Genomic DNA, 21,019 nt, shown 5'->3' with positions numbered 1-21,019 from the left:
GCTTCTCGGGGACTGGCTTGGTTTATTTTTGGTAAACCGCGCCAGCCTTCAAAACGTACATCCGGATCTGCGTCCGGCTGTGGGACTTGGTCAGACGTTGGTCTGCCGCGTCGGGCGCTGTCTGAGCCGCGGGGCGGGTCGATGCGCAAATGTGGGGCGCAGGATACTGAGTTTTGTTGTGGATTCCCAGCCTGAAGTGCGGTTTAGAGCAACCGCAGTCGAACAAATTCGAGATTTGTACCGATTATCAGGTCCTCATCGCGAGCAGGCTCACTCCTACAGGAGGCTTTGCAGGCCGTGAGATCATAGAAACGGCACCACCGGCCGCCGCTTGCTCACGGTCGACCACCAGAACACCCAGCCCAGTATGTGAATCCTTTGCTCCTCGATCTGTGCCGGGCGGAACACTTCGTCCGGGTATTCGGCGTTGTTGTGGCTGCGCAGGCGCAGGCCGTTGCCGGGCATGCGGTGCAGGTATTTGATGCGCAGCATGCCGTCGTGTTCGATGGCGTAGATCTCACCGTCGACGACCTGGGTCAGGCTGCGGTCGATAGCGACGATGGAGCCGTCTTCGATGCGTTCGGCCATGCTGTTGCCGATCATGTGCGCGCAGATGGCGTCGGCGTGGCGGATTTCCAGTTGATCCAGTGGTGCACGCAGCAGGCGGATGGACAGGTCAGGGTCCTGGATGACGTGGGTTTTGTCGGAGCCGTTGGTCAGGGGTGTTTCTTTGAAGAAGGCCAGTTCGATGTCGTTGGGATGGATGAATCGATAGGACCCCTGGGGATCCTGAGCGTCGAAGCTGTCGCCATTGCTGGCTGGCGGAGTCAGGCTTGGCAGCTCTTTTGTGCCTTGGCCGGTTTTCAGCCATTCGCTGTTGACGGACAGCAGGCGTGAGACTTCTTCCATGCGATACGCCGGGACGCCCCGGGTGTACCAGTTGTGGACATTTTGGGCTTCCGTGCCCCAGAACTTTGCGAAACCCGTCGTCGAGATGTTCGCAGCTTCCAGGAGTGCCTTGAATCTTGGACCGCTAGTGTTCTTTCTCATAAACACGGAGTCTACGGCCGTGCCAGAGCGGTTTGAATAAACCGGGCGTTCAAAAACGGGCTGAATTTTGCGACGGGATGTAAGACGTTCTTGTGGGAAATTACACAAGATAAAACTTTTCTGTAGTCCGTCATAAACACTCTGTTTAAGGCGGCTTTTCCCGAGCACAAAAAACCCCGGATCAACCGGGGTTTTCTTCAAGCCTCACGCGTAGCGCAACTGCTTAGCCTTTGTAGGCGGCAACCGACTTGGTGATCGCTTCGCGGGCGGCGTCTGCACCGGCCCAGCCTTCGATCTTGACCCATTTGCCTTTTTCGAGATCTTTGTAGTTCGCGAAGAAGTGCTCGATCTGCTGGATCAGCAGTGGCGGCAGGTCGGTGTATTCCTTCACATCGACGTACAGCTGGGATAGCTTGTCGTGTGGTACTGCGATGACTTTGGCATCGCCGCCGCCGTCGTCGGTCATGTTCAGGATGCCGACTGGACGCGCGCGGATTACCGAACCTGGGGCAACCGGGTAAGGGGTCACAACCAGTACGTCGAGCGGATCACCGTCGTCAGCCAGGGTGTTCGGGATGTAACCGTAGTTGGCCGGGTAGAACATTGGGGTGGCCATGAAACGGTCAACGAACAGGCAATCGCTGTCTTTGTCGATTTCGTATTTGATCGGCGCGTGGTTGGCCGGGATCTCGATCGCGACGTAGATGTCGTTCGGCAGGTCTTTGCCAGCCGGAATCTTGCTGTAGCTCATTGGGCGTTGCCCCCGTAGTTGACCAAAAACACTTGGCCGGATTGACCAAAAAGTGGCGGCGATTATAGGCATATTCTGCCGTCGACGCCATGTACCGAAAGTCGTGCAGACCTTAGTCGTGCGCCTGATAGACCGGGTCTGTGGCCTGAAGTTGCCGCAACCTGCCCAGCGGGTCCTGCCGGTAGAAAAGCTGCAACTGCGCATAGACCTGTGGATAAGCCTCGTGCAGCAGATCCGGGGCGCTGAAGAAGTACTCGCTGGTGACCGCAAAGAACTCGGCGGGGTTTTCGGCGGCGTAGGGATCAATGGCGGTTTCGGCGTCAGGATCATGGTCGAGCTGACGGTTGAGGTCGTCGTAAGCCTTTTGCATGACGTCGGCCCAGTCGCTGACACGCATGTCGGCATGCAGCGGCGGCAGACCATTGGCGTCGCCGTTGAGCATGTCGAGTTTGTGCGCCAGTTCGTGGATCACCAGGTTGTAGCCTTCCCAGCCACCACTGGCCATCACACCCGGCCAGGCAAGAATGATCGGCCCTTGCTGCCAGGCTTCGCCGCTGTGTTCGCCGTCCCACTCATGCTCGACACCGCTGGCGTCACGATGACGTTGCGGGCTGAGGAAATCGTCCGGGTAGAGGACGATCTCGTGGAAGCCCTGATACCAGTTCAGATCGCCGAGATTGAGCAGCGGCAGCTGCGCCTGGGCGGCGAGCAACAGGCGTTGTTCCTGGTGCAGTTCGACGCCGGGCAGGGCGCTCAGGTGTTTGTCTGCAAGGAACAGCACGCAGGCTTCGCGCAGCCACTGGTCTTCGGCTGCGCTGATGCCGTCAAGGAAGCTCAGGTGATGGCGCACCCGTTGCCACATGTCGTCGGCAATCGGGTGCTTTGCCAGAGTGCGCCGGCGACGCCAGGCGCTCAGCGACCACATCGGCTTAGTGCGATTGGGCTTTGGTGCCGCCGAAGCGGCTGCGAACCACACCGATAATCATCGGTACCAGCGACAGTAGAATGATGCCGACGACCAGCAACGACAGGTTTTTCTTGATGAACGGCACGTTGCCGAAGAAGTAGCCCAATGTCACCAGACCGCCAACCCACAACACCGTACCGAACACGCTGAAACCGAAAAAACGCGGGTAGGGCATCTTCGCTACACCAGCGACGAAGGGTGCAAAGGTGCGGATGATCGGCAGAAAACGCGCCAGGGTCACGGTTTTGCCACCGTGCTTGTCGTAGAAGTCGTGAGTTTGTTGCAGGTAATCGCGACGGAATATTTTCGAGTTCGGGTTGCTGAACAACTTCTCGCCCGCCGTTCGTCCGATCACGTAGTTGGTACTGTCGCCCAGTATGGCCGCGAGCATCAGCAGGCCGCCCAGCAGCACCGGATCCATGCCACCGCCAGCGGCCACGGCACCGGCAATGAACAGCAACGAATCACCCGGCAGGAATGGCATCACCACCAGACCTGTTTCACAGAAAATCACCAGAAACAGGATGGCGTAGATCCATGGACCATAGTTGTTCACCAGCAAATCGAGGTACACATCGAGATGCAGGATAAGGTCGAGCGGGTTGAAATCCATGGGGGCACCTGTATGACGGCCTGACTCTGCAGGCCTGTGCGGATGATTCGGGTGTAAGCCTACAGCGGGGTGTAGTTTTTCTTACAAGCCGGAAAGCTCGGGATTATACGGTCTGAAAGATGAAAAGCGCGTTGGTTTTGTCGCGGGGGATGTCGGGGTGTGAACAATTGTCAGGATGTATTTAACGTGGCTGAGGGAGCAGGCTCCCTCATCACAGGCTGCATGCGCGGTCAAAGCTCTTCGCTGATCGGCAACACGTAGTTCTTGAACTCGGTGTCTTCCTTGAACCCGATGGACTCGTAGGTTTTCTGCGCGACTTCATTGTTGCTGCTGGTGGAGACACGCATGCGCACGGCTTGGGTTTCCTTGGCCATTTTCTTCGCAGTGCGGATCAGGTTGTCAGCGACCAGTTGCCGGCGCGCGTCTTCGGCGACATAGATGTCGTTGAGGATCCACACGCGTTTGAGCGACAACGAGGAGAAGCTCGGATAGAGCTGACAAAAGCCCATCAGCTTCTTGTCGTCATCGTCGGCCAGGGCCAGGTAGATCACCGATTCCTTGCGGCGCAGACGCTTTTCAAGGAACGCACGGGAGGAATCCGGGTAAGGTAGGGAACCGTAGAACTCGCGATATTTGACGAACAACGGAGTCAACAAATCCAGATGTTCGAGGGTCGCTTGAATAATCCGCATGATAGGTCTCGTCTTCAAGTGGCTGTCTTCAACTGCTCTGACGGCGATGGGAAACCCGTGCGGCCGTGCATCGATCCTGCCTGAAACCGGCGCAGAAACGCAATGCGGAAACGGTTCAGGTTGTGGGCGGATCGAGTAGGAAATTACCTTTCATGTCTACACCGGCGTCCGATTCCAGCGTCTGAACCTGTGCTTCGTCCTTCAGGTTGACCCCTGACAGCTGCCGCCGACAGGCTTCGCGCATCAAATAGAGCAAGCGATGCGCCGCCATGCCGTAGCTCAAGCCTTCGAGCCGCACATTGGAGATGCAGTTGCGGTAGGCGTCGGTCAGGCCGATTTTTGGATTGTAGGTGAAATATAAACCGAGACTGTCCGGTGAGCTGAGGCCCGGGCGCTCGCCAATCAGCATCACCAGCATTTTTGCACCGAGCAATTGGCCGATTTCATCACCGACGGCAACGCGACCCTGTTCCATCAGGATAACGGGCGCCATCGACCAGCCGTCAGCGCTCATGTGCTCCTCCAGTCGGGTCAGAAACGGCAGGGTATGCCGATGAACCGCCAGTGCCGACAGGCCGTCGGCCACGACAATCGCCAGATCGACACCACCCGGATGCGCCGCAGCGTATTCACGCAGGGCCTGCGCCGATTCATCGCTGAGCTTGCGTCCCAGATCCGGGCGTTGCAGATAACTGTTTCTATCCGTAGCGGCGCTGTGCAGCAGCAGGCTTTCGCGTCCGCGTTCAGTCAATTGCGCACTGAGTCCGGCATGATCAAATGACAGATGCACGGCATCACGTGCCTGGGCATGGGCAAACTGAAAATCCAGTTGCGCGTTGGTCGGCAGACTGGTGCCAGTGCGGCCAAGGGCGATCCGTGCCGGGGTCAGGCGGCGCAGTTCCAGCCAAGGGTTTTGCGGGTCCACGGGCGGTTTTTCCATGTGACTCATCCCAGTTGCGCCAGCGCCTGGCGGAAGGCCGGCGGCAAGTTGTTACCGAAGCGAACCTTGCCGTCCGCTTGGGTGAAGATGCCCATGTTCGCCAGCCACTGCTCAAACTCCGGCGCCGGTTTCAGGCCCAGGGTCTGGCGGGCGTAGAGGGCGTCGTGGAACGAGGTGGTCTGGTAGTTGAGCATGATGTCGTCGGAGCCGGGGATGCCCATGATGAAGTTGATCCCCGCGACACCCAAGAGGGTCAGCAGGGTGTCCATGTCGTCCTGATCGGCTTCGGCGTGGTTGGTGTAGCAGATATCGCAACCCATCGGCACGCCGAGCAACTTGCCGCAGAAATGGTCTTCGAGGCCGGCGCGGATGATCTGTTTGCCGTTGTACAGGTACTCCGGGCCGATAAATCCTACGACGGTGTTCACCAGAAACGGCTTGAAATGTCGCGCCACGGCGTAGGCCCGGGTTTCGCAGGTCTGTTGGTCGACACCGTGGTGGGCGTTGGCCGACAGGGCGCTGCCCTGACCGGTTTCGAAATACATCAGGTTTTGCCCGAGGGTGCCGCGATTCAGGCTCAGGCCGGCGTCGTAGCCTTCCTGCAAGACATTCAGGTTGATGCCGAAACTGGCGTTGGCCGCTTCGGTGCCGGCAATCGACTGGAACACGAGGTCCAGCGGCACGCCGCGGTTGATCGCCTCGATGGAGGTGGTGACGTGGGTCAGTACACAGGCCTGGGTCGGGATGTCGTAGCGCTGGATGATCGCGTCGAGCATTTCCAGCATGGCGCAGATCGAGGCGATGCTGTCGGTGGCCGGGTTGATGCCGATCATCGCGTCGCCGTTGCCGTAGAGCAGACCGTCGAGAATGCTCGCGGCGATGCCGGACGGTTCGTCGGTCGGATGATTGGGTTGCAGGCGCGTCGACAAACGTCCGCGCAGGCCGAGGGTGCCGCGAAATTTGGTGACGACACGAATCTTTTGCGCCACCAGCACCAGATCCTGCACGCGCATGATCTTCGACACGGCGGCGACCATTTCCGGGGTCAGGCCCGGGGCGAGGTTACGCAGACTGGTTTCGTCGGCGGCGTCGCTGAGCAGCCAGTCGCGGAAACCACCGACGGTAAGGTGGCTGACGACCGCGAAGGCCTGCTTGTCGTGGGTGTCGATGATCAGTCGGGTGACTTCATCGGACTCATAAGGAATCAGCGCCTCTTGCAGGAAATGCCTGAGCGGGATGTCGGCCAGCGCCATTTGCGCAGCCACCCGCTCGCCGTCGTTAAGTGCGGCGACGCCGGCAAGAAAGTCCCCGGAACGCGCCGGGCTAGCCTTGGCCATGACGTCCTTGAGGCTGTCGAAGCGATAGGTCTGGGCGCCGACGGAATGGGCGAATGCGGCCATGGGGCGGTGTCCTCCTGATTCTGTGGATAACTCAGTCCCCTGTGGGAGCGAGCTTGCTCGCGAAAGCGGACCGACATTCAAAACAATTGTCGACTGATACTCCGCTTTCGCGAGCAGGCTCGTTACCACATTGGATTTTCATGCACTTCTATATAGCGGGCACCGGGCGAAAGGCCCGGTGCCGGTGCAACTAGATACCTTCGAGCATAGCGTCTGCCGGCGCTTCGGAGCGCTGCTTGGCGGTCAGCTGGAAATACAGGTAACCGGCGGCCATGAAACCGAGGAACACACAACCGATCAGCGTGTTGAACCACGCCATCGCGATCAGGCACACCACCGCCAGAAACAGCGCAATCGCCGGTACCACCGGATAGCCCGGGGCGCGGAAGGTGCGCTCCAGATTCGGTTCGGTCTTACGCAGTCTGAACAGGCTGAGCATGCTGATGATGTACATCACGATCGCTCCGAACACCGACATGGTGATCATCGCCGCCGTCAGGGTCATGCCTTGCAGATTGACCAGGCCGTCGCTGTAAATCGCCGCGATGCCGATCACGCCACCGGCCAGAATCGCCCGATGCGGCGTCTGGAAGCGCGATAGCTTGGCCAGGCCTTTAGGCAGATAACCGGCGCGGGCGAGGGCGAAGAACTGCCGCGAGTAGCCGAGGATGATCCCGTGGAAACTCGCCACCAGCCCGAACAGACCGATCCACACCAGCATATGCATCCACGACGAGTTATTACCGACCACGGCTTTCATCGCTTGCGGCAGCGGATCGTTGATGTTCGACAACTGACGCCAGTCGCCGACACCGCCAGCCATGACCATCACACCGATGGCGAGGAACACCAGGGTCAGAATGCCGCTGACATAGGCCTTGGGAATCGTGCGTTTCGGGTCTTTCGCCTCTTCGGCCGCCATGGCTGCACCTTCGATGGCGAGGAAGAACCAGATCGCAAAGGGTATCGCCGCAAAGATCCCCGGAATCGAGCCTAGGGTGAATTCGTTGGCGCCCGACCAGCCATTCAGCACGAAGTTACTGAAGCTGAAGCCCGGCGCGACCACGCCCATGAACACCAGCAACTCGGCGACGGCGAGCACGGTGACTACCAGCTCAAAGGTCGCCGCGATGCTGACACCAAGGATGTTCAGGGTCATGAACACGAAATACGCGCCGACGGCGGCGATCTTCGGATCAAGTTCAGGATATTGCACATTCAGGTAAGCGCCGATGGCCATGGCAATCGCCGGTGGCGCGAAGACGAACTCGATCAGCGTGGCGATGCCTGCGATCAATCCGCCTTTTTCGCCGAACGCCCGACGGCTGTAGGCAAACGGCCCCCCGGCGTGCGGGATGGCGGTGGTCAATTCGGTAAAGCTGAAGATGAAGCAGGTGTACATGGTCGCGACCATCAGCGCCGTGACCAGAAATCCGAGGGTGCCCGCGGTGCCCCAGCCGTAACTCCAGCCGAAGTATTCGCCGGAAATCACCAGGCCGACGGCAATGCCCCACAGATGCAGGGTGCCGAGTGTGGGTTTGAGCTGTGTGGTGGAAGTCATAAGTCCTCTCTGTTTTTTTATTGTTCGATCTGTTGGACTTTCGGGTGCAGTAGTTGGGTGGATGAGTGCTGTTCACGCAGCGGCAGTTTTAGTGCGAAACCTGAATGACGGGTACGCAAGGGCCGTGCCAGAGCGGCCAGGCCTTGTGTTGTGTCATTGAGGACGCCAATCGCGAGCAGGCTCACTCCTACAGGAGGAATACGGTGCAATTGTAGGAGTGAGCCTGCTCGCGATAGCGGTCGATAGGGCAACACTGAAACATCAGTGTTGCCCCGGGTTTTTAGAAGAAGCCCAACGGATTGATGTCGTAGCTCACCAGCAGGTTTTTCGTCTGCTGATAGTGATCGAGCATCATCTTGTGGGTTTCACGGCCGACGCCGGACTTCTTGTACCCGCCGAACGCGGCGTGTGCCGGGTACAGGTGGTAGCAGTTGGTCCATACGCGGCCGGCCTTGATCGCCCGGCCCATACGGTAGGCGCGGTTGATGTCGCGAGTCCACAGACCGGCGCCGAGGCCGAACTCGGTGTCGTTGGCGATCGCCAAGGCTTCGGCTTCGTCCTTGAACGTGGTGATGCTCACCACCGGGCCGAAGATTTCTTCCTGGAACACGCGCATTTTGTTGGTGCCCTTGAGCAGGGTCGGCTGGATGTAATAGCCGGTCGACAGATTGCCTTCGAGTTTTTCCACCTTGCCGCCAGTCAGCAACTCGGCGCCTTCGCCCTTGGCGATTTCAAGGTACGAAAGGATTTTGTCGAATTGCTGCTCGGACGCCTGCGCGCCGACCATGGTGTCGGTGTCCAGCGGATCACCGCGTTTGATTTGCAGGACTTTCTTCATCACGACAGCCATGAACTCGTCGTAGATCGATTCCTGTACCAGCGCGCGCGATGGGCAGGTGCAGACCTCGCCCTGGTTGAAGAACGCCAGCACCAGACCTTCAGCGGCTTTCTCAATGAAGGTCGGCTCGGCCTGCATGATGTCTTCGAAGAAGATGTTCGGCGACTTGCCGCCCAGTTCCACGGTCGACGGAATGATGTTTTCGGCGGCGCACTTCATGATGTGCGAGCCGACCGGGGTCGAGCCGGTGAAGGCGATCTTGGCGATGCGTTTGCTGGTGGCCAGCGCTTCGCCGGCTTCTTTGCCATAGCCTTGAACAATGTTCAGCACGCCCGGCGGCAGCAGATCACCGATCAGTTCCAGCAACACGGTAATGCCCAGCGGGGTTTGCTCGGCCGGTTTGAGCACCACGCAGTTGCCAGCGGCCAACGCTGGCGCGAGTTTCCACGCGGCCATCAGGATCGGGAAGTTCCACGGGATGATCTGGCCGACCACGCCCAGCGGTTCGTGAATGTGATAGGCCACGGTGTTGCCGTCGATTTCGGCAGCGCTGCCTTCCTGGGCGCGCAGGCAGCCAGCGAAGTAGCGGAAATGGTCAGCGGCCAGCGGGATGTCGGCGTTGAGGGTTTCGCGAATGGCTTTGCCGTTGTCCCAGGTTTCGGTGATCGCCAGCAGTTCGAGATTCTGTTCGATGCGGTCGGCGATTTTCAGCAGGATCAGCGAGCGCGCCTGCACGGAGGTCGCGCCCCACGCGTCGGCAGCGGCGTGGGCGGCGTCCAGTGCCTTGTCGATGTCTTCGGCAGTGGAACGGGGAAATTCGGCAATCGGTTGGCCATTGACTGGCGAGGTGTTGGTGAAGTACTGACCTTTGACAGGCGCGACGAACTCGCCGCCGATGTAGTTACCGTACTTGGCTTTGAACGAGACTTTGGCGCCTTCAGTACCGGGGTGAGCGTAACGCATGATGATGTTCTCCTTGGCTTTGTACTTATTAGAGAAACGCGCAAGTGCGCTTGCTATAAGCGTAGAGCAAAGGTCGGGCCACTGCCGTGCAGGGCAGGTAAATCAAGGGTTTGGCAGGTTTTTGTCGGACGGGCGGATGGCACCTGTGACGGTTTCGGTACAGCGGGGGTGACAGCTTGTACCGCTTTTGGCACAGCCAGTGACCGGACAGTCTTGCCAGCATTGCAATGCGTCGATGGCTGGAGGATGCTGGGCATCACCTCAGCATTGGGCCGTCGAGCCTCGGGGAGAACAATAAGAAATGCACGACAATCATTTGAGTCGCCATGCCCAACAGGTTCTCACCGTGACCCAGGGCAAACCGCACCTGCACGGGCCCGGCGCCGATCCGTCGATTGCCCGTTCATGGCTGCGCTGTCTTGAGGACTATCACCTCGACCCGGCGCTAAGCATGGCGCCGACCGTGCTTGAACACGGACGCGTACTGGAAAGCCGCGAACGCCTGCAACAAGTGCTGCAGATCGCCGGCAATGAAATGAGCAGCCTGCATCAACAACTCTCCGGCGCTGGCCACGCGGTGCTGCTGACCGACGCGCGCGGGGTGATCCTCAACTGCGTCACCGCGCCGGCCGAACGCAAGATCTTCGAACGCGCCGGGCTGTGGCTTGGTGCTGACTGGAGCGAGGCCTGCGAAGGCACCAACGGCATCGGCACCTGCCTGGTCGAGCGTCAGGCCCTGACCATCCATCAGGACGAACACTTCCGCGGCCGTCACACCGGCCTGACCTGTTCGGCGAGCCCGGTGTTCGACCCGCACGGTGAACTGTTGGCGGTGCTCGACGTGTCTTCAGCGCGTCACGATGTCTCGCGGCAGAGCCAGTTTCATACCATGGCGCTGGTCAACCTCTCGGCGAAGATGATCGAGAGTTGCTACTTCCTGCGTTGTTTCGATAACCAATGGTTGTTGCGTTTTCATCTGCAGGCCGAATCGGTCGGGTTGTTCAGCGAAGGCTTGTTGGCGTTTGACGGGGAAGGGCGGATCAGCGCGGTGAATCAGAGTGCACTGAATTTGCTCGGGCATATTCGCGGTGGTTTGCTGGGTAAACCGGTGGAGGCGTTTTTCGATTGTTCACTGGATGAATTGCTTGGCCGCGCGAGTGCCAATGCCAGTGCCAGTTGGCCACTGCGCACCTGTGACGGGCGACATTTGTTTGCTGTGTTGCGCGGGGAATCGCGCAAACCTGTACCGATGCTATCGACGCCGGTAGTGGCTGGGGCGCCGCGCTTGTCGGGTATCTGTCTCGGTGATGAGGCGTTGCAGGCTGACTTCCGAAAAGCCTTGCGCGTCTTCGAGCGCGACGTACCACTGTTGATCAACGGCGAAACCGGCTCCGGCAAAGAAGCCTTCGCCAAGGCCGTGCATCAGGCCAGTCAACGCTCGAGCAAAGCTTTCGTTGCCCTTAATTGCGCGGCCATTCCCGAGAGCCTGATCGAGAGCGAACTGTTCGGCTATCGCGGGGGCAGCTTCACCGGTGCGCGCAAGGACGGCATGCGTGGCAAGTTGCAACAGGCCGACGGCGGCACGTTGTTCCTCGATGAAATCGGCGATATGCCACTGGCCTTGCAGACTCGGTTGTTGCGGGTGCTGGAGGATCGGCAGGTGGTGCCGATTGGCGGCGAACCGGAAGCGGTCAACGTGCGGATCATCAGCGCCACCCACCGCCATCTGCTGGATCGGGTTGCGGACGGCAGCTTCCGCGAGGATTTGTATTATCGGCTCAACGGCCTGGAAGTGGCGTTGCCGGCTTTGCGCGAGCGCAGTGATAAATCGCAGTTGCTGGATTTTCTGCTGGCTGAAGAGGCGGGCGCTGAAGCGATCCTGATCGAAGAGCCGGCGCGACAGGCTTTGCTGGCCTTCAAGTGGCCGGGGAATGTGCGGCAGTTGCGCAATGTGCTGCGTACGCTGGCGGCGTTGTGTGATGAAGGGCGGATCGGGGTTGAGGATTTACCGGTGATGATTCGGCAGGGGAGTCCGGCAGTATTAGCGGTTAAGGAGTCCGATCATCCGCTGGAAGACGCCGAACGGTTGGCTCTGCTCAATACGCTGGAGCAAACCCGCTGGCACATGACCCAAACGGCTCAGCAACTGGGTGTCAGCCGCAACACTCTTTACAGGAAGCTGCGTAAGCATGGGATTGAGCGGCGGGTCAGTTAGAAGGCCCTCACCCTAGCCCTCTCCCGGAGGGAGAGGGGACTGAACGAGTCGGTCTACTGATCTACGCCGACCTGAAATATTGAGCCGAACTCAGGATTTGAAGGCAACCAAGATCGGCTCCCTCTCCCGAGGGGAAAGGTGACTGATCGAGGTGTTTTGGCGATTTACGCCGACCTGAAATATTGAGCCGAACTCAGGATTTGAAAGCGACCGAGATCGGCTCCCTCTCCCTGGGGAAAGGTGACTGATCGAGGTGTTTTGGCGATTTACGCCGACCTGAAATATTGAGCCGGACTCAGGATTTGAAAGCGACCGAGATCGGCTCCCTCTCCCTGGGGTAAAGGTGACTGATCGAGGTGTTTTGGCGATTTACGCCGACCTGACATATCGAGCCGAACTCAGGATTTGAAGGCAACCAAGATCGGCTCCCTCTCCCGAGGGGAAAGGTGACTGATCGAGGTGTTTTGGCGATTTACGCCGACCTGAAATATTGAGCCGAACTCAGGATTTGAAAGCAACCGAGATTGGCTCTTTCTACTTGGGGGAAAGGGGGCTGATCGAGGTGTTCTGGCGATTTACGCCGATCTGAAATATTGAGCCGAACTCAAGATTTGAAAGCGACCGAGATCGGCTCCCGCTCCCTCGGGAGAGGGCTGGGGTGAGGGGCGACAATCAGCAGCCGAACCGAGATACTGCGGCCAACCAGTCCCGCCCCTCACCTAAAGAGTGCGATTTCCCCCTCCCTACGCTAACCTGCGGCCATGTTTTACGAGGTCGACTATGCACATTCATATTCTGGGTATCTGCGGGACTTTCATGGGCTCGATGGCGGTCTTGGCCAAAGAGCTGGGCCATCACGTGACCGGCTCCGACGCCAACGTCTATCCGCCGATGAGCACGCAGCTGGAAGCCCAAGGCATTCAACTGACGCAGGGCTACGATCCGGCGCAACTTGATCCGGCACCGGATCTGGTGGTAATCGGCAACGCCATGTCCCGCGGCAATCCGGCGGTGGAATATGTGCTGAACAAAGGTCTGCCGTACGTGTCCGGCCCGCAATGGCTGGCTGACCATGTGCTGCAAGGTCGCTGGGTATTGGCGGTTGCCGGTACGCATGGCAAAACCACCACCAGCAGCATGCTCGCCTGGGTCCTGGAACACGCCGGCATGAGCCCGGGCTTCCTGATCGGTGGCGTGCCGCAGAACTTCTCGGTGTCGGCGCGTTTAGGCGGTACGCCGTTCTTTGTGATCGAGGCCGACGAGTACGACAGCGCCTTCTTCGACAAGCGCTCGAAATTCGTCCACTACCGTCCGCGCACAGCGATACTCAATAACCTTGAGTTCGATCACGCTGACATCTTCCCGGATCTGCCAGCGATCGAGCGGCAATTCCACCACTTGGTGCGGACCATCCCGAGCGAAGGCCTGGTCATCCATCCGACCACCGAGCCGGCCTTGCAACGGGTGATCGAAATGGGCTGCTGGACCCCGGTGCAGACCACCGGTGCCGGCGGCCAATGGCAGGTCAAACTGCTCAGCGAAGACGGCTCGGCGTTCGAAGTGATGTTCGAAGGCGTGTCGCAAGGCACCGTCGAGTGGGAGCTGAGCGGTCAGCACAACGTCGCCAACGCCTTGGCTGCTTTGGCGGCTGCGCGTCATGTGGGCGTGGTGCCGTCGATGGGCATCGCTGGCCTGAGCGCGTTCAAGAACGTCAAACGCCGCATGGAGAAGGTCGCTGAAGTACGCGGCATTACCATCTATGACGACTTCGCCCACCACCCGACTGCCATTGCCACCACCCTCGACGGCCTGCGCAAACGCATCGGCGACGCGCCTCTTATCGCGATCATCGAACCGCGCTCCAACTCGATGAAACTCGGCGCGCACCGTGATGGTTTGCCGGACAGCGTGGTCGATGCCGATCAGGTGATCTGGTACGCTCCGGCCAACCTCGGCTGGGACCTGGCCGGCACTGCCGCGTTGTGCACCGTGCCGTCGATCGTCAGCGACTCGCTGGAAGGCATCATCGAGCGCGTGAAGAGCCAGGCGCAGCCGGGTACGCATGTGGTGATCATGAGTAACGGCGGCTTCGGCGGCCTGCACGGCAAACTCGCCGAGGCGCTGCAATGAACACTCGTTTTGAGAGCAATGGCCCCGAACGCATCACGCTGGCGATGACCGGCGCGTCCGGTGCTCAATACGGTTTACGCCTGCTTGATTGCCTGGTGCGTGAAGATCGCGAGGTGCACTTCCTGATCTCCAAGGCTGCGCAACTGGTGATGGCCACCGAGACCGATGTGACGCTGCCGCCCAAGCCGCAAATGATGCAGGCCTTCCTGACCGAATACACCGGAGCTGCCGCCGGGCAGATCCGCGTGTACGGCAAGGAAGACTGGATGTCGCCGGTGGCTTCGGGCTCCGGCGCACCGGCAGCGATGGTCGTGGTGCCATGTTCCACCGGGACGTTGTCGGCGATTGCCACCGGCGCCTGCAACAACCTGATCGAACGCGCCGCCGACGTTACTTTGAAAGAGCGTCGCCAATTGATTCTGGTGCCGCGCGAAGCGCCCTATTCGAGTATTCATCTGGAGCACATGCTCAAGCTGTCGAACATGGGTGTGACGATTCTGCCGGCCTCACCGGGTTTCTATCATCAGCCGCAGACCATCGATGACCTGATCGATTTCGTTGTGGCGCGGATTCTCAATCTGCTCGGCATTCCCCAGGACATGCTGCCGCGTTGGGGTGAGCATCATCTGAGCAGCGATGAATAAGCTGCTGGCGATTTTGCTGGCGCTGCAACTGACCGGTTGCGCCACTGCGCGCACTCTCGACGCCGCCAAACCGGGCGCGCCGGTGGTGTATTCCGGGACGCGGCTGGAGTTGTATGCATTGAATGGCGGGTGTTGCGCGATGGATCGGTTCGGGGCTGAAGCGCCGAGCTATCCGGGGGTGGATCTGCCAGCGAGTGCATTACTCGATACATTGTTGTTGCCGTTGTCACTGCTCACGGTGATTGGCGTGAGTTTTCAGGCGACTGGTGGATTGTAGGGGAGTGCTGCGCACTCTATTCGCGAGCAGGCTCGCTCCCACAGGGGGACGCGGTGCAATTGTGGGAGCGAGCCTGCTCGCGAAAGCTTTCTTCCTGACGCTATGGATTATTTGCCCAGCTTGCGCAGCTCATCCGACTCGATCACCCGCACCCCATCCTGCTCTTCCAGCGCCAACCGCCACATCGCCCGCGCCAATTGGCACGCTTCGATGCCCCGGTATTTACCCGGAATCAGCTTTGACAACGGCGCGGCCAGTTGCTCGGCCAGACGTGGTTCGGTCCGTTCACCCAACAACAGCGAAGGCCGGCAAATGGTCAATTGCGGCCAGTCCTGCGCACGCAAGGCCTGCTCCATTTCGCCTTTGACCCGATTGTAGAAAACCGACGATTTCGGATCGGCGCCTATCGCACTGATCACGATCAGATGCCGCGCGCCCATCTCCCGCGCGCGTTTGGCGAACGCCACCACCATGTCCAGATCCACCGCGCGAAACGCTGCTTCAGAGCCGGCCTGTTTGATGGTGGTGCCGAGGCAGCAATAGGCGATGTCGACGCGGCCACTGAGTTGCGGCAGAAACACCTGCGGATCGCCCACCGGGTTTTCAAGATGCGGATGTTCGGCCAAGGGGCGACGGGAAGGGGCGAGCACGCGAGAAATCGTCGGCTCGTTGAGCAAACGGTCGAGAAGATGTTCACCGGTCAAACCGGTGGCTCCGGCAAGCAATACGTGCTGAGGCGTCAAGTACATAGTGTCTCTCCCTTGATACTGTTCAGCTTAGTTGCTCTTTGTCGCTCCGTCGTTCAATGCAGCACTCTGCAATGCTTTTCTGGCTTGCTGTTTGCGCAGCAGTTGCCAGTGCGACAGCACGGTTTTCGGCGCCCAGATCTGCGGCTCCGACGCTTCGAAATTATCCGCCAGTTCACGCTCGGCGACGGTGGCCTTGGCCAGTTTGAAGGCTTGCTCCAGATCATCGGTCTGGTTCAGCGCCTGGGCGAACAGTGCATCGCCGAAGTAGGTGAAGTTGGCTTCTTCCGAGCAGCCGAAGGACACCCGATCCGCGCGCGAGGCGGTCATGATCAGCGTGCGTTCGTCTTTCAGCGCCGGGATAAAGCCGCCGGAGTAGCACGACGAAATCACGATGATCTTGTCGCGATTTTTCAGCGGCGCCAGTACAGCGGCGAGTTCATCGGCGGGCAGGTCGGCCAGTTCCATGCGTGGCTGGTCGAGCACCAGCTCATGTTCGGCGGTGCCGTGGCTGGTCAGGTAGATGAACAGCAGGTCTTCCGGGCCGCTGCGTTCGGCCAGCGTTTGCGCGGCACGACGCAGGTTCTCGCGGGTGGCCATCGGCCGGTCGCCGAGGTGGTCACGGTGGTTGACCAGACGGACCTGGCCATAAGCGCCGAAGCGCGTGTTGAGCATGTTGGCGACGTAGTCGGATTCGCGCAGGAATACGCTTTGTTTGCCGTCGCCGCCGAGGGTCAACGTGTACAACTCGACCGCCGGGGTCGACGCGGGAATGGCGGCCAACGCGTCATCAAGCAGGCGGCCCTGAGCGAGCAAGCCGAGTTCGAGCGTATCGGGCAATAACTTGCCGTCGGCGTCGCGCACGCGCTGGCCATTGACCCAGGTGCCGCTCATCACACTGCCATCGGTGAGCACCAGGGTGCCGCGTCCGGAGTAACTGTCGTTGTCGAAGCCGCCGATGTAAAAGCTGCCATCGGACAGGTTCAAGCGGCCCTGACCGCTGAAGCGCCAGTCGCTGAACGTGCCGATGTAATGGCTACCGTCGGCGCCGATCAGTTCGCCCTTGCCGGTCAGCGCGCCTTCCTTGAACTGGCCGAGCCAGACATCGCCGTCGGCGTTTTCGTAGCGACCTTTGCCGTGCAGTTGATTGTTCTTGAAGCCGCCGACGTAGATATCGCCGTCCGCGCTGTTGAAGGTGCCTTTGCCTTCCAGCTGACCGTTGACGAAATGCCCGCTGAACGAGTTACCGCTGGCATCGCCGCGCTGGCCCTCGCCGTTGGGCTTGCCGTGGGCGAACTGGCCTTGATAGGAGCTGCCGTCGTCCATTTCCAGACGGCCGAGCCCGGAGTATTGGTCAGCCTTGAACTCGCCACGGTAGGTCATGGCGTTTTCTTTCAGGGTGCCTTCGCCCTCGCGGCGTCCCTGTTTGAAGCCGCCGGTGTAACTGCTGGCGTTGGTGGTCAGGCTGCCTTGGCCGTCGAACAGGCCTTGCTGAAACTGCCCGCGATAGACCTCGCCGTTGCTGCCATGCCATTCGCCCTGACCGTGCCACTGACCCTTATCGAACTGCCCGGCATACCAGCTGCCGTTGGGGTAGTCGACGCGGCCTTGACCTTGCAGCAAGCCATCGACCAGTTCACCACGATAGCGTCCACCGTCGGGCAGGCGCGCATCCGGGGGCAGCAGCGATTCGCCGTCGCCGCACGCGGTGAGCATCAGGGTCAAGGCAAGGGGTGCAAGACGAGCGAGTGAGCGCATAGCGGGATCCGGGCAATTAGGCGACCGAGTATGCCGCAGCTATGTGACCTAATGCAGCCGGTAAAAACAGTGTTGACGCGAAACAGCGTGCGCTGCTTCGCATCCAGAACCATCAGACGAAGCAGAGCGACAGTGGTTCGGCGATATAGGCCGGTTTGTCCGAGCCTTCTATCTCCAGTGTCGCGGTGGCCTTGAGCAGCCACTGGCCCGGTTTTTTCTCGGTCACTTCGCCCAGATCGACCTTGAGGCGGACCTTGGAATTGACCTTCACTGGCTGGATGAAACGCACGCTGTCCAGCCCGTAATTGACCACCATCTTCACGCCTTGCGGCAGAATCAGGATGTCTTCCATCAATTTCGGGATCAGCGACAACGACAGGAAACCGTGGGCAATGGTGCTGCCAAATGGCGTTTGCGCGGCTTTGACCGGGTCGACGTGAATGAACTGATAATCACCGGTGGCTTCGGCGAACAGGTTGATGCGTTCCTGATCGATGGTGAGCCATTCGGAACGTCCGAGTTCCTTGCCGACATAATCTTTGAGCTCTGCAACGGGAACATAGGGCATTGAGACTCTCCTTGGGTTCATCGGTTTTATAGTTTTTCAGGTGGGGGATTTGACCGCCCTGCGAACCACTGTAGATCATCATGGCGATTTGCTCCGGTCAACCGACCATGCTTTTGGCGAATGCCGATCCATAGCGCAGGCGTGCTTATAATGCCGAGCCCCTGCTGGGTGAAAAGTAAGACGGAGATGTCGGATGTTGCTACGTGGCCTGACCCTGCTGGTGCTGTTCCAATTGCTCGGCACGGCGCTCAATCATTTGCTCTTGCCAGTGCTGCCGGGGCCGATCATCGGTCTGCTGCTGTTGCTGGTCTTCCTGATCGTTCGCGGTGAAGTGGGGGAGCCGCTGAACCTCGCTGCTGGCAGCCTGCTGCGCTATCTGCCATTGCTGCTGGTGCCCCCGGCCGTGGGCGTGATGGTTTATGCGAGCGACATTGCCGCGGATTTCTGGGCGATTGTCGGTGCGTTGGTGCTGTCGTTGATCCTGTCGATGGCCTTCGCCGGGGTGCTGATGCAACGCCTGGTCAAACGGCACGCCCCCACGTCGGAGGAGTCCTGATGCTCTTTGACTGGCAGGGCGCCTGGGCCTCCGTTATCCATCATCCGCTGTTCGGCATCGGCATCACCCTCGGCGCCTATCAACTGGTGCTGGCGGCTTTCGAGAAAACCCGCTGGATCTTTCTGCAACCGGTGCTGGTCTCCATGCTGTTGGTGATCGGTGTGCTGGTCGGCTGTGGCCTGACCTATGCCGAATATCGCAAGAGCACCGAGATCCTCAGCATTCTGCTTGGCCCGGCGACCGTGGCACTGGCGGTGCCGCTGTATCTCAACCTGCGGCGTATTCGCCAATTGTTCTGGCCGATTTTTACTACGCTGATGATAGGCGGGGTGGTCGCGACGGGCATGGGCGTGTTGCTGGGCTGGTGGTTCGGTGCCGAGCACATGATTCTGATGACCATGGCGCCGAAGTCGGTGACCTCACCGATCGCAATGCTGGTGGCTGAGCAGATTGGTGGCGTTGCGGCGCTGGCGGCGGTATTCGTGTTGATCACCGGGGTGATCGGTGCGATCTTCGGCCCGGCGCTACTGACTCGCCTCGGCGTGCACAGTCCCGAGGCACGTGGCATGGCGCTGGGCATGACCGCGCATGCGGTCGGCACGTCGGTGGCGTTGCAGGAAAGTGATGAGTGCGGCGCGTTTGCGGCGCTGGCGATGAGTCTGATGGGCGTGGCCACGGCAGTCTTCCTGCCGCTGGCGGTGTCGATGGTGGTGTAAGGAAATGTCTATGAGTCTGCCGCTTTTCCCGCTGAACACCGTGTTGTTTCCCGGCTGCAACCTCGATTTGCAGATATTCGAGGCGCGCTATCTCGACATGATCGGCCGCTGCATGAAGCAGGGTGGCGGTTTCGGTGTGGTGTGCATCCTTGATGGAGAAGAAGTCGGCGTCGCGCCAGAAGGTTTGGCTCGGGTCGGCTGCGAAGCGCGCATCACCGACTTTCAGCAGCAGGACAACGGCTTGCTCGGCATTCGTGTGCAGGGCGGGCGGCGGTTCGCGGTGTTGCGTACCGAGGTGCAGCGCGATCAGTTGATCCTCGCCGATGTCGACTGGCTGGATGACGAACCCGAGCAACCGTTACAGGACGAGGATGCTGATCTGGTGGCGCTGCTCAAGGCACTGGCCGAGCACCCGATGGTGGAAGCGCTGGACATGGGCACTGAAGCGCTGGGTCAGCAATCGCTGGCCAATCAGTTGGCCTATTTGCTGCCGTTCGCCGAAGAAGACAAGATCGATCTGTTACAACTCGATGATCCCCAGCAGCGGCTGGATGCAATTCAGGCGCTGCTCGACGAACTACAAGGTGAATTGTTCGCCTAGTTGCACTTTGAATTAACTGATGGCGCCTGCCAGCATTGTTTTGCTTTTGTCTTTGTCTTAATTTCAAGTTGTCCGCAGGAAGCGGATAACTTGAATAAAAATAAGGATGAAAGCATGACTGTCTATGAAGATGAATGGGCGTTTTGGGATGATATTGCCGGCAAGTATATTTTGAAACATGCCGAGACGGATCATAACGTTAGCCACGTGATTGAGGCGGCATCCACTTATGCGGACCGGATGGTAATAGCCCGGCGTAAACGAAAATCTGAAAAAGTTCCTGGCGGCGAAGTGCCACGGATGTCGGCGTCCGCCACCAGCGTAGTGACTGCGACTGCGGTTTGATTATTTCCTTTTTCAGCATTGCCTGTCGTCGTGGCTAATTGACGGCGGGGTGTTTACAGGTGGGCAATCCCATGGCTTTAGCAAAAACAAATAACCAGACATTCACTGCGCATCTTTATCTTGATGGCCGGCCAGTGGTACTTAATCAACTACGTCTGCAACAGGCTTTGCGTGACCTTCGCATAACCAAGGCAGAAAAACTGGATGCCGAAGTGGGGTTGGCGGATTCGCGCGTGTCCAGCTTCATAACGCTGGCTGACCATGATGACGACACACCACTGTTGTTGAAGTTCGTCCCAAAGGGTGACGAATATGCCATCAGCCTTGTGCTCGCGGGAATATTCGATGGTGCGCGGTTATTCATAGAGGACAAGACTCATAATCTGTTGGCCAGTATCCGTGCGCCAGAGCAATACTTTTCAATCAGCAAGTCTGGTGCTTCAAAGGCCTCCTTCAGTCATATCGAGTCCGGTCCTGCCTATCTAGAGTTGATCCACGAACCTGATGACAAGCCCTTGTATCGCCATATAAGCAGCGGAATGAGCACATTCCTCGACGTCGATCCTAACAGGACGGGGCATAACGCCTTCAATCACAAACCGGCAATATTTGTGATCAAGGTTATCAAATAGAGCCCAGCCGCTACTCCATAAAAAGGCGCCATTCATGTCTGGGTGAATGGCGCCTT

The 21,019-nt window shown here is 59.3% G+C and carries 21 protein-coding genes; 9 read left to right on the top strand and 12 right to left on the bottom strand.

Translation table 11 applies throughout. From position 1 onward, the window contains the following. Positions 1-303: 303 nt before the first annotated feature. The 9 genes from CLU80_RS09755 to exaC all read right to left on the bottom strand — a co-directional run bounded on the left by CLU80_RS09755 (position 304) and on the right by exaC (position 9,775). Complete coding sequence (locus CLU80_RS09755) at positions 304-1,050, bottom strand: S24 family peptidase (RefSeq protein WP_093434520.1); 747 nt, start codon at positions 1,048-1,050, stop codon at positions 304-306. 223 nt (positions 1,051-1,273) lie between these two features. After that, entirely contained in the window at positions 1,274-1,801 is a 528-nt protein-coding gene (gene ppa, locus CLU80_RS09750; protein WP_003205933.1) for an inorganic diphosphatase, read from the bottom strand. A gap of 112 nt (positions 1,802-1,913) precedes the next feature. Further along, positions 1,914-2,726, bottom strand: coding sequence for a M90 family metallopeptidase (locus CLU80_RS09745; protein WP_099757284.1), 813 nt, complete (start codon positions 2,724-2,726; stop codon positions 1,914-1,916). Between the two features lie 4 nt (positions 2,727-2,730). After that, positions 2,731-3,381, bottom strand: a complete 651-nt coding sequence (locus CLU80_RS09740; protein ID WP_064118832.1) for a DedA family protein — start codon at positions 3,379-3,381, stop codon at positions 2,731-2,733. A gap of 230 nt (positions 3,382-3,611) precedes the next feature. Continuing rightward, positions 3,612-4,073: a GNAT family N-acetyltransferase gene (locus tag CLU80_RS09735; protein ID WP_007910890.1), complete on the bottom strand. Its 462-nt coding sequence runs from the start codon at positions 4,071-4,073 to the stop codon at positions 3,612-3,614. Between the two features lie 115 nt (positions 4,074-4,188). Then, positions 4,189-5,022 carry an ethanolamine ammonia-lyase subunit EutC gene (gene eutC, locus CLU80_RS09730; RefSeq protein WP_414925485.1) on the bottom strand — a complete coding sequence of 278 codons (834 nt, stop codon included), beginning with the start codon at positions 5,020-5,022 and terminating at the stop codon, positions 4,189-4,191. Continuing rightward, complete coding sequence (locus CLU80_RS09725; RefSeq protein ID WP_099757283.1) at positions 5,019-6,413, bottom strand: ethanolamine ammonia-lyase subunit EutB; 1,395 nt, start codon at positions 6,411-6,413, stop codon at positions 5,019-5,021. The genes eutC and CLU80_RS09725 overlap by 4 nt, the downstream gene beginning before the upstream one ends. Before the next feature lie 190 nt (positions 6,414-6,603). Continuing rightward, positions 6,604-7,974, bottom strand: coding sequence for an ethanolamine permease (eat, locus tag CLU80_RS09715; RefSeq protein WP_099757281.1), 1,371 nt, complete (start codon positions 7,972-7,974; stop codon positions 6,604-6,606). A gap of 280 nt (positions 7,975-8,254) precedes the next feature. Continuing rightward, positions 8,255-9,775 carry an acetaldehyde dehydrogenase ExaC gene (exaC, locus tag CLU80_RS09710; RefSeq protein ID WP_016984137.1) on the bottom strand — a complete coding sequence of 507 codons (1,521 nt, stop codon included), beginning with the start codon at positions 9,773-9,775 and terminating at the stop codon, positions 8,255-8,257. Between the two features lie 301 nt (positions 9,776-10,076). Between exaC and CLU80_RS09705 the strand changes: the two genes are divergently transcribed. From CLU80_RS09705 to CLU80_RS09690, 4 genes are all read left to right on the top strand, one after another. After that, the gene (locus CLU80_RS09705; RefSeq protein WP_099757280.1) at positions 10,077-11,990 is read left to right on the top strand and encodes a sigma-54-dependent Fis family transcriptional regulator; all 1,914 of its coding nucleotides are present in this window, start codon (positions 10,077-10,079) and stop codon (positions 11,988-11,990) included. Between the two features lie 780 nt (positions 11,991-12,770). Next, positions 12,771-14,120 (top strand): UDP-N-acetylmuramate:L-alanyl-gamma-D-glutamyl-meso-diaminopimelate ligase, encoded by a 1,350-nt coding sequence (gene mpl / locus CLU80_RS09700; protein WP_099757279.1) that lies wholly within the window; start codon positions 12,771-12,773, stop codon positions 14,118-14,120. Continuing rightward, positions 14,117-14,764 (top strand): flavin prenyltransferase UbiX, encoded by a 648-nt coding sequence (ubiX, locus tag CLU80_RS09695; protein ID WP_007909567.1) that lies wholly within the window; start codon positions 14,117-14,119, stop codon positions 14,762-14,764. The genes mpl and ubiX overlap by 4 nt, the downstream gene beginning before the upstream one ends. Then, positions 14,757-15,041 carry a YceK/YidQ family lipoprotein gene (locus CLU80_RS09690; RefSeq protein ID WP_099757278.1) on the top strand — a complete coding sequence of 95 codons (285 nt, stop codon included), beginning with the start codon at positions 14,757-14,759 and terminating at the stop codon, positions 15,039-15,041. Before ubiX ends, CLU80_RS09690 begins: the two co-directional genes overlap by 8 nt. A 107-nt stretch (positions 15,042-15,148) precedes the next feature. On the opposite strand, the gene CLU80_RS09685 is transcribed toward CLU80_RS09690, so the two are convergent. From CLU80_RS09685 to CLU80_RS09675, 3 genes are all read right to left on the bottom strand, one after another. Next, positions 15,149-15,790, bottom strand: a complete 642-nt coding sequence (locus CLU80_RS09685; protein WP_093434538.1) for an oxidoreductase — start codon at positions 15,788-15,790, stop codon at positions 15,149-15,151. A 27-nt stretch (positions 15,791-15,817) separates the two neighbouring features. Continuing rightward, the gene (locus CLU80_RS09680) at positions 15,818-17,545 is read right to left on the bottom strand and encodes a C13 family peptidase (RefSeq protein ID WP_099757277.1); all 1,728 of its coding nucleotides are present in this window, start codon (positions 17,543-17,545) and stop codon (positions 15,818-15,820) included. A gap of 112 nt (positions 17,546-17,657) precedes the next feature. Then, positions 17,658-18,113 carry a MaoC family dehydratase gene (locus CLU80_RS09675; RefSeq protein WP_007909575.1) on the bottom strand — a complete coding sequence of 152 codons (456 nt, stop codon included), beginning with the start codon at positions 18,111-18,113 and terminating at the stop codon, positions 17,658-17,660. 193 nt (positions 18,114-18,306) lie between these two features. On the opposite strand from CLU80_RS09675, the gene CLU80_RS09670 reads away from it, so the two are divergent. From CLU80_RS09670 to CLU80_RS09650, 5 genes are all read left to right on the top strand, one after another. Then, positions 18,307-18,669 (top strand): CidA/LrgA family protein, encoded by a 363-nt coding sequence (locus tag CLU80_RS09670; protein WP_093434544.1) that lies wholly within the window; start codon positions 18,307-18,309, stop codon positions 18,667-18,669. Further along, positions 18,669-19,385 carry an LrgB family protein gene (locus CLU80_RS09665; RefSeq protein ID WP_099757276.1) on the top strand — a complete coding sequence of 239 codons (717 nt, stop codon included), beginning with the start codon at positions 18,669-18,671 and terminating at the stop codon, positions 19,383-19,385. The genes CLU80_RS09670 and CLU80_RS09665 overlap by 1 nt, the downstream gene beginning before the upstream one ends. A 10-nt stretch (positions 19,386-19,395) precedes the next feature. Continuing rightward, positions 19,396-19,986 (top strand): LON peptidase substrate-binding domain-containing protein, encoded by a 591-nt coding sequence (locus tag CLU80_RS09660; protein WP_093434547.1) that lies wholly within the window; start codon positions 19,396-19,398, stop codon positions 19,984-19,986. Positions 19,987-20,100: 114 nt separating this feature from the next. Next, positions 20,101-20,331 carry a hypothetical protein gene (locus CLU80_RS09655; RefSeq protein ID WP_093434550.1) on the top strand — a complete coding sequence of 77 codons (231 nt, stop codon included), beginning with the start codon at positions 20,101-20,103 and terminating at the stop codon, positions 20,329-20,331. Between the two features lie 71 nt (positions 20,332-20,402). Further along, a complete protein-coding gene (locus CLU80_RS09650) occupies positions 20,403-20,963 on the top strand; it encodes a hypothetical protein (protein ID WP_099757275.1) in 561 nt (186 codons plus the stop codon). Positions 20,964-21,019 lie beyond the last annotated feature (56 nt).

This window comes from Pseudomonas sp. 29 (genome assembly GCF_002754355.1).
In the GTDB taxonomy this organism is placed as follows: domain Bacteria; phylum Pseudomonadota; class Gammaproteobacteria; order Pseudomonadales; family Pseudomonadaceae; genus Aquipseudomonas; species Aquipseudomonas neuropathica.
This window is presented reverse-complemented; position numbering and strand designations above follow the sequence as displayed.